Source organism: Streptomyces sp. NPDC021012, assembly GCF_044333355.1.
Classification (GTDB): Bacteria; Actinomycetota; Actinomycetes; order Streptomycetales; family Streptomycetaceae; genus Streptomyces.
Genome location: NZ_JBIRQU010000002.1, coordinates 339,770 through 356,597, shown reverse-complemented (window position 1 = coordinate 356,597; position 16,828 = coordinate 339,770). Strand labels below are relative to the sequence as shown.

At 71.3% G+C, this 16,828-nt stretch carries 14 protein-coding genes and 2 pseudogenes; 12 read left to right on the top strand and 4 right to left on the bottom strand.

What is annotated here, in order from left to right:
* The first annotated feature begins 70 nt into the window (after positions 1-70).
* Positions 71-4,294: a S8 family serine peptidase gene (locus ACH4TP_RS06970; RefSeq protein ID WP_398436196.1), complete on the top strand. Its 4,224-nt coding sequence runs from the start codon at positions 71-73 to the stop codon at positions 4,292-4,294.
* 247 nt (positions 4,295-4,541) lie between these two features.
* Positions 4,542-4,871, top strand: a complete 330-nt coding sequence (locus tag ACH4TP_RS06965; RefSeq protein ID WP_398436872.1) for a hypothetical protein — start codon at positions 4,542-4,544, stop codon at positions 4,869-4,871.
* On the opposite strand, the gene ACH4TP_RS06960 is transcribed toward ACH4TP_RS06965, so the two are convergent.
* Together ACH4TP_RS06960 and ACH4TP_RS06955 are read right to left on the bottom strand one after the other, a co-directional pair.
* Positions 4,835-5,122, bottom strand: a complete 288-nt coding sequence (locus ACH4TP_RS06960) for a WhiB family transcriptional regulator (protein WP_398436194.1) — start codon at positions 5,120-5,122, stop codon at positions 4,835-4,837. The genes ACH4TP_RS06965 and ACH4TP_RS06960 overlap by 37 nt on opposite strands.
* A gap of 125 nt (positions 5,123-5,247) precedes the next feature.
* Positions 5,248-5,964, bottom strand: a complete 717-nt coding sequence (locus ACH4TP_RS06955; RefSeq protein ID WP_398436192.1) for a GvpL/GvpF family gas vesicle protein — start codon at positions 5,962-5,964, stop codon at positions 5,248-5,250.
* A 353-nt stretch (positions 5,965-6,317) separates the two neighbouring features.
* Between ACH4TP_RS06955 and ACH4TP_RS06950 the strand changes: the two genes are divergently transcribed.
* From ACH4TP_RS06950 to ACH4TP_RS06915, 8 genes and pseudogenes are all read left to right on the top strand, one after another.
* Positions 6,318-7,331, top strand: coding sequence for a PI-PLC domain-containing protein (locus ACH4TP_RS06950; RefSeq protein ID WP_398436190.1), 1,014 nt, complete (start codon positions 6,318-6,320; stop codon positions 7,329-7,331).
* A 347-nt stretch (positions 7,332-7,678) separates the two neighbouring features.
* Positions 7,679-8,152 (top strand): SRPBCC family protein, encoded by a 474-nt coding sequence (locus ACH4TP_RS06945; RefSeq protein WP_398436189.1) that lies wholly within the window; start codon positions 7,679-7,681, stop codon positions 8,150-8,152.
* A gap of 751 nt (positions 8,153-8,903) precedes the next feature.
* Positions 8,904-9,857 carry an ABC transporter substrate-binding protein gene (locus tag ACH4TP_RS06940; RefSeq protein WP_398436187.1) on the top strand — a complete coding sequence of 318 codons (954 nt, stop codon included), beginning with the start codon at positions 8,904-8,906 and terminating at the stop codon, positions 9,855-9,857.
* A gap of 2 nt (positions 9,858-9,859) precedes the next feature.
* Positions 9,860-10,660, top strand: a pseudogene (locus tag ACH4TP_RS06935) (amino acid ABC transporter permease); the annotation flags it as partial.
* Positions 10,661-10,832: 172 nt separating this feature from the next.
* A complete protein-coding gene (locus tag ACH4TP_RS06930; protein WP_398436854.1) occupies positions 10,833-11,585 on the top strand; it encodes an amino acid ABC transporter ATP-binding protein in 753 nt (250 codons plus the stop codon).
* Positions 11,582-12,796, top strand: coding sequence for a M20 family metallopeptidase (locus ACH4TP_RS06925; protein WP_398436185.1), 1,215 nt, complete (start codon positions 11,582-11,584; stop codon positions 12,794-12,796). The genes ACH4TP_RS06930 and ACH4TP_RS06925 overlap by 4 nt, the downstream gene beginning before the upstream one ends.
* A gap of 160 nt (positions 12,797-12,956) precedes the next feature.
* Entirely contained in the window at positions 12,957-13,829 is an 873-nt protein-coding gene (locus ACH4TP_RS06920; RefSeq protein WP_398436184.1) for a MurR/RpiR family transcriptional regulator, read from the top strand.
* A 283-nt stretch (positions 13,830-14,112) separates the two neighbouring features.
* Positions 14,113-14,379: a hypothetical protein gene (locus ACH4TP_RS06915; protein WP_398436870.1), complete on the top strand. Its 267-nt coding sequence runs from the start codon at positions 14,113-14,115 to the stop codon at positions 14,377-14,379.
* Here ACH4TP_RS06915 and ACH4TP_RS06910 read toward each other — a convergent pair.
* Positions 14,357-14,512: pseudogene (locus ACH4TP_RS06910) on the bottom strand (diacylglycerol kinase family lipid kinase); the annotation flags it as partial. The gene ACH4TP_RS06915 and the pseudogene ACH4TP_RS06910 sit on opposite strands and share 23 nt — an antisense overlap.
* A 276-nt stretch (positions 14,513-14,788) precedes the next feature.
* On the opposite strand from ACH4TP_RS06910, the gene ACH4TP_RS06905 reads away from it, so the two are divergent.
* Both ACH4TP_RS06905 and ACH4TP_RS06900 read left to right on the top strand, forming a co-directional pair.
* Positions 14,789-15,640, top strand: a complete 852-nt coding sequence (locus ACH4TP_RS06905) for a universal stress protein (protein ID WP_398436182.1) — start codon at positions 14,789-14,791, stop codon at positions 15,638-15,640.
* A 13-nt stretch (positions 15,641-15,653) separates the two neighbouring features.
* The gene (locus tag ACH4TP_RS06900) at positions 15,654-15,956 is read left to right on the top strand and encodes a hypothetical protein (protein WP_398436180.1); all 303 of its coding nucleotides are present in this window, start codon (positions 15,654-15,656) and stop codon (positions 15,954-15,956) included.
* A gap of 52 nt (positions 15,957-16,008) precedes the next feature.
* On the opposite strand, the gene ACH4TP_RS06895 is transcribed toward ACH4TP_RS06900, so the two are convergent.
* Positions 16,009-16,695, bottom strand: a complete 687-nt coding sequence (locus ACH4TP_RS06895; RefSeq protein WP_398436178.1) for a hypothetical protein — start codon at positions 16,693-16,695, stop codon at positions 16,009-16,011.
* Between the last annotated feature and the right edge of the window lie 133 nt (positions 16,696-16,828).

The following is a 16,828-nucleotide window of genomic DNA, read 5'->3' as shown; positions in this document are numbered from 1 at the left end:
TGCCAAGTGCAGCAATGGGCCGCCAAGATCCGTTGTACGGAGCGTGACTTCGGCGCTAGGACTTCTGCCCATGGCCAAGAACCCACGAAGAAGCCGACGCCTGGCGGCGGCCACGGTCACCACCGTCGCGCTGGCCGGGACGCTCACCGCGACACCCGGCACCGCGACCGCGAAGTCACCCGACCCGAACCAGCGGGTCATCGTCGAGCTGTCCGGAGACGCAGCCGTGGCTGCCGCCCCAGGCGGCTCGCTCACCTCACTGACCGCCGGCACCGCCTCCGCCGTCGGCGATGCCCGACGGGCCCTGGCGGCACGGCAGGACGCCTTCGTGAGGACGGTGGGGAAAGCCGGACTGCACCCCGCCTCGCCCCGCAGACTCGGCCTGCTCGTCAACGCCGTGGCGATGACGGTGCCCGCCTCCGAGACGGCGCGGCTGGCCGCGTTGCCGGGCGTCGTCGCCGTCCGGCCCGACACCCGGATACAGGTGCGCACGGACATCAGCGTTCCGCTGACCGGTGCGCCCGAGGTCTGGAAGCGCGAGGACCCGGCCGGTGTGAAGGCCACCGGCAAGGGCACCGTGGTGGCGGTCCTGGACAGTGGCGTGGACTACGGCCACCCCGACCTGGGCGGTGGCTTCGGCAAGGGGCACAAGGTCGTCGGCGGCTTCGACTTCGCCAACGGCGACGACGACCCGATGGACGACAACGGTCACGGCACCCACGTCGCGGGCATCATCGCGGGCAAGGCGGTCAGGAAGGGAGGTGTCACCGGCATGGCGCCCGACGCGCGCCTGCTGGCCTACAAGGTCGTCGGCGCCGACGGCAGCGGCTACACCTCCGACATCATCGCCGGCATCGAGGCGGCGGCCGACCCGGCCAACCCCCAGCGGGCCGACGTCATCAACATGAGCCTCGGCGGCCCCGGTGACGGCACCGACCCGCTGGGCCGCGCGGCGACCGCCGCGGTGCGGGCCGGAGTGGTCGTCGTCGCCGCGGCCGGCAACGAAGGTCCCGGCAGCGGCACCGTCAACACTCCGGCGTCGGCCGACGGCGTCATCGCGGTCGGCGCCTCCACCAGCGGGCTGCGGATACCCAGCGCGTACCTGGCGGGCAAGGAGCCCGAGCTGATCCAGACGTACCGGGGCGTCCTGTCCGCGAACCCGCCTCGGGAGCCGGTCACCGCGCCGCTCGTGGACGTCGGCGCGGGCACGGCCGAGGACTGGAAGCGGGTCGGTGACGTACGGGGCAAGATCCTGCGGGCCGACATCCTCGTCGCGCCCAGTACGGATGTCCTGAGCCAGAGCGACATCGACTGGGCGCGCGAAGCCGAAGAGCGCGGCGCGCTCGCGGTGCTCGGCGGGCTCCCGGCCGGGGGCGGACCCGTGCTCGCCGTCACCCCGGGAACGATCGGCGCCACGACCACCCCCGCCCGCCCCGAGCTCACCCGGACCGCCGCCTCCGGCGACTCGCTGCGCATGGACCGCCTGGTCGTCATGGGCATCGACACGACCCAGTACGCCCAGCTGAGCCGCGAGCTGGCCGCCGGGAAGGTGTCCGTCACCCTGCGCGGCACCGACTCCACCGACCAGATCGCCTCGTTCTCGGCGCGCGGACCCGGCACCGGCTTCGGCCTCAAGCCGGACCTGGTCGCACCCGGCGTGGAGATCCGCTCCACCGTCCCCACCTCGATGTACGCACCCGGTGTCTACCGCATGTCGGGCACCTCGATGGCGAGCCCGCACGTCGCCGGAGCCGCCGCCCTGCTGCGCCAACTGCGCCCGGACCAGGACCCCGACGAGATCAGGTCCGCACTGGTCGGCACCGCGAAGCAGCTCGCCGGCACCGGTCCCACCGCCCAGGGCAACGGACGGCTCGACGTGGCCGCCGCGGCGTCGGCCACCCTCAGCGCCTCGCCGGCGACCGTGTCGTTCGGCCTCGCCGACCTGTCGGACAGGACCGTCGGCGGCACGGCGCAGGTACGCCTGGACAACCCCGGCAGGACACCGCTGACCGTCACCCTCAGCAGTACCGGGCCCACCGCCGTGTCTCCGCCGCGTGTGACCGTCCCTGCCGAGGGGTCGGCCGCCGTCGACGTCACCCTGCGTGCAGACCGCCCGGCCACCGACACGGAGATCAGCGGCCGGATCACGGCCACCCCCGTGCGAGGCCCGGCCCTCCGGGTGCCGTACCTGCTCGTCGTCCGGCACCTGGCCGTCCAGGCGTCCCCCGACCCGAGCGACGGCCGCTCCACCGTGCACATCGCCGCCCCGGCCGCCCTGAACGCGCCGCCGGAGATCAGGGTCACGCCGCCGCACGGCAAGGCCTTCACCCTGCCCACCACCATGAACGGCGCCGGCTACTACCAGGCCGACGTGACCGGGAAGGCGGCCGGCGCCTACCAGTTGGCCGTGCGGGCCACGACCACCGACGGCCGGCGGATCACCGGAACCGGCGCCTTCGAGGTCACCCCCGCCGACAGCCGTGGCAACCGCTGGGAGCCCATCGGCCCGAACAGCGAGGCCGGTCACGTCGCGCTCTCGCCCGCCCGGCCGAAGCAGGCCGTCGTGACCCAGTTCCGGAAGGCCGCCCCCTGGCTGACCACCGACGGCGGCGCCAACTGGCGCCAGGTGGGCAGGCTGCCGATCGCCGACGGCAACGGCACCGGAGCGGTTGTCGTCGACGCCCGCCGCCCCGATCGCTGGTGGTACGCCGTGAACACGGCCGCCGACCCCACCCGCCGGGGCACGATCCTGCGTACCGACGACAACGGCCGAACCTGGCGCAAGCTCGACGTGCCCGACGCGCACATCGACGAGTTCGTCGCGGACGAGCAGACCCGTACCCTCGCCGCGATCGTCGACGGCACACTGCTGGTCAGCACGGACGCGGGCGACAGCTGGGCGACGTACCCCACCGGCGTGACCGGTGACGTCCGCGAGGCGACCCTCGTCGGCGACACCCTCTACCTGGCGACCTTCGAAGGCGTCTGGCGGATCGACGGCGTCGGCAAGGGCGACCCCGGTACGGCGCACCTCGTTCTCGACGAGCCCGTGAGCACCATCCGCGGCATGGCGGCCGACTCCACCGTGGTGGCGGCCTACGTCCCCGGTACGGGCGTCCGCGGCTCCTACGACAAGGGCCGCACCTGGTCCACCCTGCTGCCCTTGACGGAGGGCGGCAACGGACTGTCCGCCTCCGGCGGCGACCTGTACCTGCGCGCGCTGTTCGGCGCCGGGCAGGTGAGCCACGACCACGGCAAGACCTGGAAGGCCGTGCCCGCCCCCTCGAAGGCCGCCATCGCGATGGACTACGACCGCTGGGCCGACGGCTCGGTGACCGTCTCCAGCGAACAGGACGGCCTGTACCGCGGCTCCGCCGACGGCACCGGATACCGGAGGATCGGCGTCCAGGGCCTGACCACCTTCGCCCTCGCGGCCTCCGGCGACCAGCTGCTCGCCGGAACGGTGAGCGGCACCTACCGCACCGCGATCCCTGTCGCCGACCCAGAGTGGGGCCAGTCCGGGGCGGAGGGCAGGACCGGTCGCCTCACCTCGCACATCGCCGTCTCGCCCGAGGACACCAAGGTGGTGTGGCAGGTCCGGCGCACCGCGACCGGCCTCTTCGAGGTCTCCCGCAGCGGTGACGCCGGCCGGACCTGGCAGGTGAAGGGCACGTCGTCGGAGATACCGACCTCGATCCTGGTCCACCCGGCCGACCCGGACCGGGTGGCGATCAGCTTCAGGAGCATTTTCGGCGACGGGCTGTTCGCGACGTCCGACGGCGGCGGGACGTGGAAGAACCTCTTCCACGAGAGGTCCTTCGATGCCATGGCCGGTGACCCCCGCGACCCGCGGCGCCTCTGGCTCGGCAACGCTTCGGGCCTCTACCGCTCGGACGACGGCGGCGTCACCAAGACCAAGGTCGCCGAGGGCCCCGTCTCCGCGATCGTGATGGATGGCCGACGCCTGGTCGTCGGCGGATCGTCCGTCCGGGTCAGCACCGATGACGGCAGGACCTTCCGCACCGCCGACACCGGCCCGCTCGCGCTCCACGTCTCGGACCTGCTGCGGGTGAACGGAGCGCTCTACGCGGCCACCGCCGGCTCCGGGGAGTCCGGACTCGTCCAGGGCGGCCGGGGTGTACTGCGCAGCACCGACAACGGCCTCACCTGGGAGAACATCTCAAGCGGCCTGCAGAACACCGACACCACGAGGCTGGCGGCCGCCCCCGACGGCCGCACGCTCTACGTCGGCACGGTCGACGGCGGCGTGCACCGCCTGAAGCTGCGCCGCTGACCCACCGCGCGCATGACGCGTGTGACCGCAATACCGGCGCGAGTGTCGACAGGCCCGGAACTCCCGGGTCCGGTCGACACTCGCGCGCGTGGCCGAGCGGGAGAATCTCCCGCAGGCATGGTCCGGATCTTCGTGAGAGGCGGTCAAGGTGCGGACGGCGTCGACGCCGGTCGGGCTCCCAGCCTCCATCAGCACCTCGACCAGTGCCTCTCTCAGTTCCTCGGGGGACGCCGTCGAGGAGCCCCCAGTGCGGCGTATCGCGTGCCGCCCCCCCCGCATGGTCGGGATGGTGTCCGGAGAGGACGGCGAGCTGCATTGCGCGGTGCGCGGACTCGGTGTCGCCGCCGTGCCGGGCGAGCGTGCGCTCGTACTCGAGGCCGAAGCGTCGTTCGAGTGGGCTCGCGCCTCTGTCCGTGCCCAGGAGGGCTCGGACCAGGAATCCGGCCGCCACCAGTACGGCGACCGCCGCCGCGAGGATGAGAAGTGCGTTCTGGGTCGACATGACTGCCTTCCTTTCCGTCTCGCGCCCGCCGGGTCCGGCTATGCCGCAGCCGCCTCGGTCTCCGTGGGCGGCTGACGCTCGCTCACCGTGCGGCCGCCCCAGACTCCGTACGGCTCGGCCACGCTGACTGCATGCTGCAGGCACTGGGCCCGTACGGGGCACCGGTCGCAGACCGCTTTGGCGGCCTCCTCGCGTTTCACCCGGCTTTTGCCGCGCTCACCCTCCGGGTGGAAGAACACCTCGGTGCCCAGACCGCGGCACGCGGCCGCCCTCTGCCAGGCCCACTGATACTCCGCCCGCCCTGGGAGGTGTGATGTCTTCGACATGTCAGCCCACTCCTTCGCTCCGGTGGCCGAACGGTTCTCTTCTCCCGTCTGGCCGTGAAGCCCCGCGCGAAACGTGCCGGGGGCTCGTCCGCCTCGTCGGAGTGACGTCGGGCGGGGCCACGTGGTCAATCGGTTTCGACGAAGCTGTACGGCGGCAGCGGCCCGATCGCCTGGGTCCGGAGGTGCGCGTGCTCCTGGTGGAGGCCGCGCAGCGCTTCCTCGAACTCGTGGCGGCGTTCTCGTTCCACGAGGAACGACAGGTCGGCCAGTCGGCCGACGGCCCTCGGTCCGCGGACCATCGCCGCCGCATGGGCGCCGAGGACGCGCTCGACGAGCGCCGCGTCGGACCTTCCCCGCTCGGACACGGCCCGGTCGACCAGTTCGCCGAAGGTGGCCGTGTCGTGGCTGTCGACGCCCGCCGCGCGGTCGGCCGGACGCCGGTTCATCAGGTTGGGTTCGTCGGCCAGTACCACCTGCCGTGCGGCGTCCTCGTCGTGATGCACCTTCACGTTGAACTCGTCCTTGCCGGCGAGCTCCTCCAGCCGCGCCAGGTAGCGGTCGTGGCGTTCCTCCAGGACGGCGGCGACGGTCTCGTCGTCGGGAGAGATCCCTCCGAACCTCAGCGGCAGGACCGTGCCGTCCTTGCCGGCCTCGATCACGACGTGCAGATGCGCCAGCAGATCGCTTCGCCGCGGAACGAGTTCGGCCGGGGCGTCGCTGCACAGGGCCACCAGGTCGCCGCTGCGTACGGCGCGCACGGGCCTGGGCGGGTCGCCCACGCCCTCGATGTCGCGGGACAGCTTCCGGTCGGCCGGGGCTATGCCGTAGACGTACGTGGTCATCGTTTCCCCTTTCGTCCGGTGCGTGTCGTCTCCCTCCCGTCGTTACGGTTCCTGGCGGAGGGCCTCGGGAACGCCCGGGGCCCCGATCAGGCGCCGGGGGCTGGGGGCACGCGTGGGACCGGGTGATGTCGTGGGGGCGGTTCGGTGTCGTGGTCCTCTTCCGTGTTACCGGCCGTCCTGCCCTCAAACCGGCAGGGTTCTCGGTCACGGGCGGAGTCTTGCGCCGCGCCGGTGGGAGCGAGTACATGTCGAACATGGACATGTCAATCCAGAAGATCCGCCTCGGTAGGGGCCCACGGTTACGAGTGCGCTCGGTCGGGACTGCTTCCTCTCTGAGGGCCGGACCGCTTGCCGTGGTCCTGCTCCTCCTGGTGAGCCTCGTCGGAATACCCGCCGTGGCCAGTGCCGCGCCACCCGACGCCCCCGTCCGCGCGTCCGTTGCGACGTCGAACGCGCGGGGCGCGGCCGTGGCCCAGGCCCGCGAGCGCTGGGGCGACCGGCGGCTCGACGAGGTCTCCTTCCTCGGCACCCACAATGCGTTCACCAACTACGAGGATTCCCGATGGAGTTCGGTGTCGCAGTCCGAGTCCCTGCGCCATCAGCTCGACAACGGGGTACGAGGCCTCAGCCTGGACACCCATTGGTACGAGCGCAGCACCTGGCTCTGCGTCGTCAGCTTCGGCAGCGACTGCTACCCGAGCGACGTCTACCTCTGCCACGGCGACTGCAAGACCTTCGCAGGGGCCACGTACGCGCTGCCCCGGCAGTCCTTCCAGAGCAGCATGCAGACCGTGGTGGACTTCCTCGCGGCGAACCCCCAGGAGGTCGTGACCGTCTTCCTGGAGGACTACGTCAGCGCCCAGCAGCTGGGCGACTCGCTCGGCCGGGTACGCGGCCTCGACCAGCTGCTCTTCCGGCCCGACGCGTGGAACGTGCGCCGGCAGGGGTGGCCGAGGATGACCGAACTCGTCGGCGCGGGGAAGCGCCTGCTGATCTTCAGCGACGCACCCGACCGTGAGTATCTCGGTGTGATGTACGACAAGGCCTGGACCGTCAGCAACTTCTGGAGCCTCGGCGACCTCGGCAACGACCTCTCCTGCGTCAGCCGGTGGTCCGACGTGCCGCTGGACCGTCAGGAGCCCGGCTTCCGGCGGCTCTTCACCATGAGCCACCACCGGAACGTACCCACGGTCATCAACGCGGCCCTCGACAACGGGACCAAGCTGCGGGACCGCGTCACCCAGCAGTGCCGCGCGGCGGCCGGCGGCCGCGACCCGAACTTCGTCTCGGTCGACTTCCACCGGGTGTCCGACAGCAGCGGCCACACGCCGGCCTCGATCGTCGCGGAACTGAACGCCCGGAACTGAGGCCCCGACCACCTGCCGCGGGCTGAAGTGCGGCGGGCCCGTGGGTGCTTCTGGGGGTCGCCCACTGGCCCTGGCTGCACGAGAGACCGGCCACGCGCCGTACCGAGTGGTGCGCTGCTCCGACGTGACCTCTCCCCGTGCGGTGGAACGCGCCCTGCGGATGTCGGTCGGATCCCGCTGCGGATGCTCGCGGCGCGCGATGCGGATAGTGTCGATGGGCGCGCCGCGACCGAGGAGGTGTTCCGTGCGCGACGCGGCGACGGCAGCGCCGGTTCGCCGTGGAGTGGCCCCCAGACGATGACTCGCTGTGCTGCGGCATCCTCACCTGGTCAAGGAGCGTGGTCGATGTGGCTCGCAACCGCCGTCTGATCCTCAGCTCACCGTCCGAGGTCTGGAACCTGCTGTCCGACGGCCATCGCTACGGAGAATGGGTGACGGGTACCCAGCAGGTCCTCGCGGCGGACACGCACTGGCCCCAGGTCGGCGCACGCCTGCGCGTCCGGGTCGGCGTGGGTCCCCTCACCCTCGATGACACGTGCGTCGTCCGCATCTGCGATCCGGGACACCGGCTGGAGCTGGAGGCCAGGGCCCATCCGTTCGGCGCGGCACGCATCGCCATGAACCTGGTCCCCTGGGGCGACAGCACACTGTTCATCCTGGACTGGCACCCGCTCCGCGGTCCTGGTACTCGGATGCACGGGCTGCCGGTGGACTACGTCGTCGCGGTCCGCAACGGCATGATGCTGACCAAGCTGGCGCGGATCGCGGTGCGCGAGCACGGCGAAGTGGACAGCCGCCTCGCGCAGGACGCGCGCAGCTGAGAGACGCCGGGACGACGGCAGAGTTCCGTGCCGGGGAGTCGTCGGCGGGCGACGGTCAGCTTCCCCGGCGTAACCTCCGCCGGTGACGGTGGCGCCGTCACACACGAGTGCGGCGGCCACGCCGGTGTCGATCGCGACGAACAGGGCGTTGCGCGTGCCGCGGCAGCCCCGCGAGATGTGCCGCCCGCCCGGACGTCGCGCCCGAGGGTCACGCCCGGTCCCGTGCGCCGGGCGAGGTCGCCGGCGAGCGGCAGGTCTCGCCGGCCGAGGTCGGCCCCTACCGCCTTCGCCCCTGTGATGGCCCGCCTGCGCGTTCCTCGTCGACGCGGACGGCCCCGCACCAGGCCGGGACGTGGTCCTGGCCGACAAGGCGTACTGGTCACGCGTCATCCGCGGGCGCCTGCACAAGCGCGGTATCCGGGCGCTGGTTCCCGTCCCGGCACACCAGCGGGGCCACCGGCTGCGTCGAGGCGGCCGGGGGCGTCCCTTGCCGCCATCGTGGCGGAGCACACGGGCTTCTGCGCGCCGGTGGGTTCGTGGATCCGCCCGCGTACCGAGGTCCAGCCCGGGACGGGACGGCCTCGCACCGCCTCGGTCATCCGGTGTGGTGGCGGCGGCACGGCTCGGCGCGTCGCGCGGCGGACATCCGTGCGTAATGAGCATTACATCTAGCCATTATTGGCCTTGATATGTAACTTCTGCAACACCGGCGAAGGTGATTCCGCTAGCTTCGGACGTCCGAGAGGGAACGATGTTGATGTACATCTCTGTGCCCCGCCGCGGGGCGGCTGCCGTGCTGGCCTGCACGGCTCTGGTGGTGGTCTCCGGCTGCGGCGCGAGCGATACCGGTGGTGGTGAGCCGACGGCCGGGGCAGGGGCGCCGGGGTCACGATCACGCGGGACGCGGCCCTCCACGAGGCCCTGCCCGAGCAGATCAAGAAGGCAGGTGCCGTGCGCGTGGCCACGGACGTCCCCTACCCCCCGTTCGCGATGTTCGTCACCGAGGGGAAGGGGGGAGCTGACCGGCCTGGACTACGACCTCGGCCAGGCCCTGGGTGCAAAGCTCGGCGTCAGGTTCACCTTCACCCCGACGAAGTTCGACGGCATCGTGCCCGCCCTCCAGGCCGGCAAGTTCGACGCCGCGATGTCGGCGCTGACCGACAACCAGGAGCGGCAGAAGGTCGTCGACTTCGTCGACTACTCACGCTCCGGCTCGGGCATCTCGGTGGCCGAGGGCAACCCGGCGAAGATCAGCACGCTGGACGACCTCTGCGGCCGGAAGGTCGGCGTCCAGGCGGCGACCAACCAGTACAAGCTGCTCGAGGCCCACCAGGCCACATGCCGGGCCGTCGGCCGGAAGGTGGCCGACATCCAGACCTTCCCCAAGGACTCCGACGCCCAACTCGCCCTGCGCTCCGGAAAGGTGATCGCGGAGGTCGTCACCAAGCCCGCCGCCTGCTGGTCAGCCAAGACCGCCGACGGCGGCAAGGCCTTCGACCTGGCCGAGGACCCCGAGGCGCCGGCCGGCTACCGAGCCTCGCCCAACGGCATCGCTGTCAGCAAACGGCTCCCGCAACTGACCGACGCCATCAGGCGGGCGCTCCAGGCGCTGATCGACGACGGCACCCTCACCAGGATCTGTGACAAGTACGGCGTCGCCTCCATCGCCATGAAGGAAGCCACCAAGAACGCGGCGGTGGACTAGAGATGACCACCACCACCCCCGTGGGCACACCGCACACCGGCGACTCCCTCGCACCCGACACCTTCGAGATCGTCCCCGTCCACCACTGGGGTCGCCGGCTCTCCGCGGTGGCCGCCGTCGCCGCGCTGGCCGGCCTCATCGGCTCGCTCGCGAAGAACGGCAACCTGCACTGGGACGTCGTCGGCCACTACCTGTTCGCCGGGCTCATCTTCGACGGCCTGGCCACCACCCTGTGGTTGACCGCCGCCGCGATGACCCTCGGGCTCGGCCTCGGCACCCTCGTGGCCGTCATGCGTCTCTCCGACAACCCGGTTCTGTACGCCCTCTCGTCGCTGTTCGTGTGGGTCTTCCGCGGCACCCCGCTGCTCGTACAGATCATCTTCTGGGGCTACGCCGGTGCCCTCTACCAGCACGTGATGATCGGCGTCCCGTTCACCGGCGTCACCTTCCTCCAGGCCGACACCAACACCCTGCTCACCCCGGCCGTCGCGGCCCTGCTCGCGCTCGGCCTGAACGAGGCCGCGTACACCTCCGAGATCGTCCGCGCCGGGATCCGGTCCGTCGACGCGGGGCAGACCGAGGCGGCGCACTCGCTCGGCATACGTCCGGCACTCACCATGCGGCGGATCGTGCTGCCCCAGGCGATGCGGGTGATCATCCCGCCGCTGGGCAACGAGACGATCAACATGCTCAAGATGACCGCCCTCGTGTCGGTGATCGCAGCGCACGACCTGATGTCCAACATCCAGGACGTGTACGGGCAGAACTACCAGGTCATCCCGATGCTCGTGGTGGCGTCGCTCTGGTACCTGGCTCTCGTCAGCGCCCTGAGCGTCCCGCAGGCGTGGCTCGAACGCCGCTACGGGCGCGGCACGGCCCGCGGCGCCGAGGCCTCCCCCTTCGACGCCTGTGCGCCGGACCCCTCACCGCCCTGCGCGGCCGCACACACAAGGAGGAGGGCCGTTGAACACGCCCATGGTGCACGCCGAGGGCGTGCGCAAACACTTCGGGAAGCTCCAGGTCCTCAAAGGCATCGACCTGACGGTCGAACGCGGCCAGGTGTGCTGTCTCCTTGGACCCTCCGGCTCCGGCAAGTCCACGTTCCTGCGGTGCATCAACCATCTGGAGAAGATCGACGGAGGACGGCTCTCCGTCGACGGCGAACCGGTCGGCTACCGGCCGCAGGGCACCCGCCTCCACGAGTTGCGCGAGCGCGAGGTCGCCGCCCGACGGCGCGACATCGGCATGGTGTTCCAGCGGTTCAACCTCTTCCCGCACATGACCGCCCTCCAGAACGTCATGGAGGCCCCCGTCAAGGTCGCCGGCACCGCCAGGGACCGGGCCCGCGACGAGGCGAGGGCCCTCCTCGACCAGGTGGGGCTCGCCGACCGGGAGGGCCACTACCCGGCCGAGCTCTCGGGCGGCCAGCAGCAGCGAGTCGCCATCGCCCGCGCCCTCGCCATGAAACCGAAACTGATGCTGTTCGACGAACCGACGTCGGCGCTCGACCCCGAACTCGTCGGTGACGTACTCGACGTCATGCGCCGGCTCGCGGACGACGGCATGACGATGGTCGTCGTCACGCACGAGATCGGCTTCGCCCGCGAAGCCGGTGACCTGGCCGTCTTCATGGACGAAGGCGTCGTCGTCGAATCCGGTGACCCCCGACAGGTCCTGGCCGACCCGGAGCAGGAACGCACACGCGCCTTCCTCTCGAAGGTCCTGTGAGCGCCCCGCCCCGGCAGCAGCCCCTCGAAGAAGCGCTGCTGTCCCTGTCCCGCGCACACCAGGCGCGGTACCTGGAAGACCTGGCCGAACTCGTCGCGATCGACTCCGGCTCGTACAGCGCCGACGGCGTCAACCGGGTCGCAGACCTGGTCCAGGCCCACCTGGAGCGTCTGGACTTCTCCGTGGAACGCGTCGCGCTGCCACCGGCCCAGGGACACCGCACCGGAGATGTACTCATCGGCCGCAGACAAGGTCGCCTCGCCGTCGCCGACGGAGGCCGCAGAATCCTTCTCGCCGCGCACATGGACACCGTCTTCGACGATGGGGCCGCCGCCGAACGCCCCTTCTCCCTCAGGGGGCCCCTCGCCCACGGGCCCGGCGTCAGCGACGACAAGGGAGGCCTGGTCGCAGGCCTCGCAGCCCTCGAGATCCTCGCCTCGGCAGGCATCGAGGACTACGCGGAACTCGTCTTCCTCGCCACGCCCGACGAGGAGATCGGCTCACCCGCCAGCAGGCCGGTCATCCGGCGGGCGGCCGAAGGGGCGCACTACGCCCTCGCCCTCGAATGCGCCCGGGAGAACGGCGACCTGGTCATCGCGCGCAAGGGTGTGGCCGACTTCAGGCTAACCGTCACCGGCCGCGCCGCACACGCGGGCATCGAACCCGAACGCGGAGCGAACGCGGCGCTGGCCGCGGCCCACCTCGTCATCGCCCTCCAAGCGCTGAACGGCACATGGGAGGGCGTCACCCTCAACGTCGGCGTCGTGCGCGCGGGCAGCCGCTTCAACATCGTCTGCCCCGAGGCGGAACTCCTCGTCGAGATCCGCTCGGCCACGGACAGCGGCCTGCGCGCGGCCGCCGTCGCCCTCGAGGAGGCCGCCTCGCGGCCCGTCGTTCCCGGCACCTGCGTCACCGTCGAGGAACTCGCGTCCTGCCCGCCGATGGAGGACACGGCCGCCTCCCGCCGGATGCTCGACCGGGCCCAGGACATCGGCGAACGCCTGGGCCTGACCTTCGGCGCCGCGGCGACGGGCGGCGTCGGGGACGCCAACACCATCGCCGGCGCAGGGGTCCCGACACTGGACGGCCTGGGACCGGTCGGCGGCGCCGACCACACCCCCGAGGAATGGCTCGACGTCCGTACGGTCCCGGTCCGGGTCGCCCTGCTCGCCTCCCTCATCGCCGACCTCGGCGACAGCCGCAGCGACTGACGCTGCCCCCCGACGCTCCCGCACCGGTTCATCGCGCCGTTGCCCGGTGCGGGAGCACCCGTCGCCGCCCCTGATGTGGCCTGGAACGCGGCTCAGATGATCGGCATTAGGCGCGGCACGCGGGCCGCACGCCCGCCGACGACCGAGAAAGGAACCCGCGATGGCCTCTGGCGCACTCGCCGACGTGATCCGGCACAAGCTGGGCGACCTCAGCCCGGCCGAGCGCAAGGTCGCCCGCGTCCTCCTGGCCAACTACCCCTCCGCCGGATTCGAGACCGTCGCCGTCCTCGCCGAACGGGCGGGCGTCAGCGCCCCCACCGTCATCCGCTTCGTCAACCGGATCGGCTACCGTGGCTTCCCCGACTTCCAGACCGCCCTGCGCGAGGAACTCGACGAACGCAACGCCTCGCCCCTGTCCCTGTACGAGTCCGCCGACCGCGCCCGTACCGACGAGGCGGCGGACGGCGAAGCGTCCCTTCTCGGGCAGGGCAGCAGGCGGTTCAGCTCGGCCGTCGCGCAGACCCTCACCGAACTCCCGCCGCACGACCTGGAACACGCCGTCTCGCTCCTGGCCGACGGCAGAAGGCGCGTCACCCTGGCCGGCGGCCGCTTCACCCATCTCCTCGCCCAGTACCTCGGACTGCACCTCATGCAGTTGCGAGGCGACATCCGCCTCCTGCCCGCGGGCGACGTCGAACGGACCGCGGCGCTCGGTGCGCTCACCCGCCGCGACGTCCTGGTCGTCTTCGACTACCGCCGCTACGAGCAGGACAAGGTCACCATGGCCCAACTCGCCCTGGAACAGGGCGCGAAGGTCGTCCTGTTCACCTACCGATGGCTGTCCCCGGTCTCCGCGCACGCCGAGGTCGTGCTGCCCAGCCTGGTCACGACGCCGTCGCCGTACGACAGTTTGGTGCCCACCCTCGCCGTGGTCGAGACCGTCGTCGCCGGAGTCGTCGCGGCGCTCGGCGAGGAAGCGCCCGCGCGTCTGCGGCACACCGAAGAGATCGCGCGGCGCATCGGTCTGCAGTGACCCGGGGCATCGGCTCGCGGTGAACGGACGGCGCCGGCAGACGCACACGAGCCTGCCCGGTGCGAGGCCCGCCGGCGAGGGACCCCGCCGCGGAAGGCGGCGGCTATCCGCCCGTGCTTCCAGCGGTCCCGGCAGCGGGACATCCCCTGCCCGGAGGCAGCCAGGACCACGCCGGTCGTGGCCGGCGCTACATCGTCGCGCCGGTCGGTGACCACACTGGAACCTTGCCCCCGGAACTCGTGGACGACCACCACGATGCCGGGCTGCCCAGGCGGAGTCCGTCGTGGACTGGCGGACCTGCGTCCTCGGACGTGTCTACGCGCGCGTCGACACGGCGGTGGCCAACCGCCAGGCCCGCGTCTCCCGCATGCTGCGCGGAGCCGCGTCGAACTACGCGGGCGGCCTTCGATCCTTCGTCCCCTCACAGCCCGCCACGCGCCGCATCACCACATCCGCAGGACTCGGCACCCGACGTCCGGCCATGTCCCCGACGTATCGACGGACGACCTGGGCAGGCCAGGACGTGGAAGAGCGGCAGGCCGCATCCTGAGAGTCACCGGCAGGGGCGCGTCGACCTCGCCGCCCACACCGTCCGGGAGGGGGCGGTCCGCTTCGATGAGGATCTCCTTGCCGCGCAGGATCTCGACCTCAGGTCTGTTCCCGTGCACGCCTGTCCTGAGCTCACCACGACCCCGTGCAGCCGGTGCGCTCGTGCCGAAGGATCCCCGTCCTGCTCCTGGCCGGCCTGACGGATCTGACCGCCGCGACACAACGCGGTCCGCGAAAGGGCGGCCATCCCGGTGCCTGCGCCGGACGGGGTACTTCGGCAGCGTCGTCGAACACTGCGCACACCATTGCTTCGGCGACTCGGCAGCTTCTCGACCGGTGTTCTCGCACAAGGATGCCCAGCGGCGCCCCTTGAGGGCCTGTCGGCGATGGCCCGAGGTGAGGAGAGCAGCATGTCCCGACCTGTCACTGTGGGAGTGGACGGCTCTGAAGGAAGCGTGGCGGCGGTGGACTGGGCCGCCGACGAGGCGGCGCTGCGCGGCGAGGATCTGCGGCTGGTGTACGCCACGCGGTGGGCGGAGCATCAGTTGGGGGCGATGAAGGTGTCGCACGAAGATCGTGCCGGCGCGGCGGAAGGCGTGCTGGCTGAGACCGAGCGGCGTGTCGGGTCCCGGCAGCCGGGCCTTGCCATGACCGCTGACGAGGTCGAAGACGCGCCCGTCAGCGTGCTGCTCGCCGCCGCTGCCAAGGCGGAGCTGCTCGTCGTTGGCTCTCATGGGTTGGGTAGCGTCCGCGGGTTCATCGTCGGTTCGGTAGGGCAGGAGGTCATCGCGGAAGCCGAGCGTCCAGTGGTTCTCGTTCGCCCCGGATACGAGAAGGACAGCTCCGGTGCGTCCGAGAGGAGCAGCCGCCGGAAGGTGGTGCTCGGTCTGGATGTGAACGAAGTCAAGGACGAGCTCCTGTCCTTTGCGTTCGATTTCGCCGGGCGGCACCACGTCCCGCTGGAGATCGTGCACACATGGCATGAATCCTTCGTTCACCACTCCAGCGCGGCCGCGAAGGACGAGAGGACGGCAGCGCTTGCCGATGCGGTTCGACCGTTCCGGGACAGGTTTCCGGCGACGGAGGTGGCGGAGGTGTCCGCTTCGGGACGGCCGGCCGAGCATCTCATCGAAGCCGCGTCGGACGCTCGCCTCGTGATCGTCGGCCGGCGGAGGGCAGCCAGGGGCGCTCACGTCGGATCGGTCACCCACGCCGTCATCCACCACGCCTCCTGTCCTGTCGCAGTCGTACCGCACACCTGACGAATGGGGATCCGTGGCCGTCGGCCGAGGCGTGCAGTTCCGGGCGGTACTGGACCGGGCCGTGCTGACAGAGCCGGGCATCCTCGACGACGCGATCGATTCCCTGCGCAAGGATGTGCAACTGCGTGTCGCCGACCAGCTGCCGATGAAACTCGTGCTGGCCGACGCCGACCTCGGCCTCGTTCCCCTCGCGGTCACACCGGACGGGGAGCCCGGATCTCATGGACCTGGCCGGTGTCCGGACCTGGATGCAGCTCGGGGCCTGCGCGGTGCGGAACGGCTGGGCGGAGCCTCTTCGGGCGTGATGGGCAAGTGACGGCGCGCGCCGCGGGCGCCGTGCGGGTCGACGCGGTTGTCCCGGCGGCTTGTCAGGCGAGGACGTTGACGGCACGGGCGACCACGAGTCCGAGGATGAGCAGGGAGACGAGGGACTGAACGCCCATGGTGATCTTGGTCCAGGGTGCCAGGGGCATGACGTCGGTGGGGCTGAAGGCGGTGGCGTTGGTGAGCGCGAGGTAGAGGTAGTCGATGTAGTGGGGTCGCCAGTCGGCGTTTGCCAGTTCGGGGTTGAGCTGTTGGGGGAAGGCGAGTGCGGGGGTGGAGGGCATGCGGTGGGCTCGGGCGGCGGGTCCGCCGCTGTCGAGTTCGAAGTAGAGCAGGGAGAAGGCGAGGACGGTGCAGGCCCATACCGTGCCGCCGGTCTGCAGCAGGCTGATGGCGGAGCTTGTCTCCTTCCCGGCATGGAGGATGTCGTCGATTAGTTGAGCGGTGGACCAGACGGCGCTGAGGGCCAGGACTCCCACCAGGGCGACCGACATGCTCCGCAGGGCGGCCGTGCGCCGGTCGATCCGGCCCGGGTCGCCGGCGATGAGCGCCAGCAGGAGCAGTCCCTCGACGGCAGGGATGACCCAGCGAGGTGCCAGACGGAGGTCGTCGGGGAGCAGGAGGGTCAGCACCATGGCGGCGGCGACGGCCGCGGCCATCGGCCATCGCGGCTCGCCGAAGGTCTCGTCCGGTCTCGGGCTCTCGGTCGTCTCTGGGGTGCGTCCGGTCACGGTGGCGGCCCTTACGGTCGAGTGTGGAGTGAGGGTGCTGTCCTGCCCTCGGACGGTATAGCCGTCGGGCGGGCGGGCGTCGGATCCCACGCGTGGTGCACGACAGCCCCGTACCCGACCGTGGGATCCACTG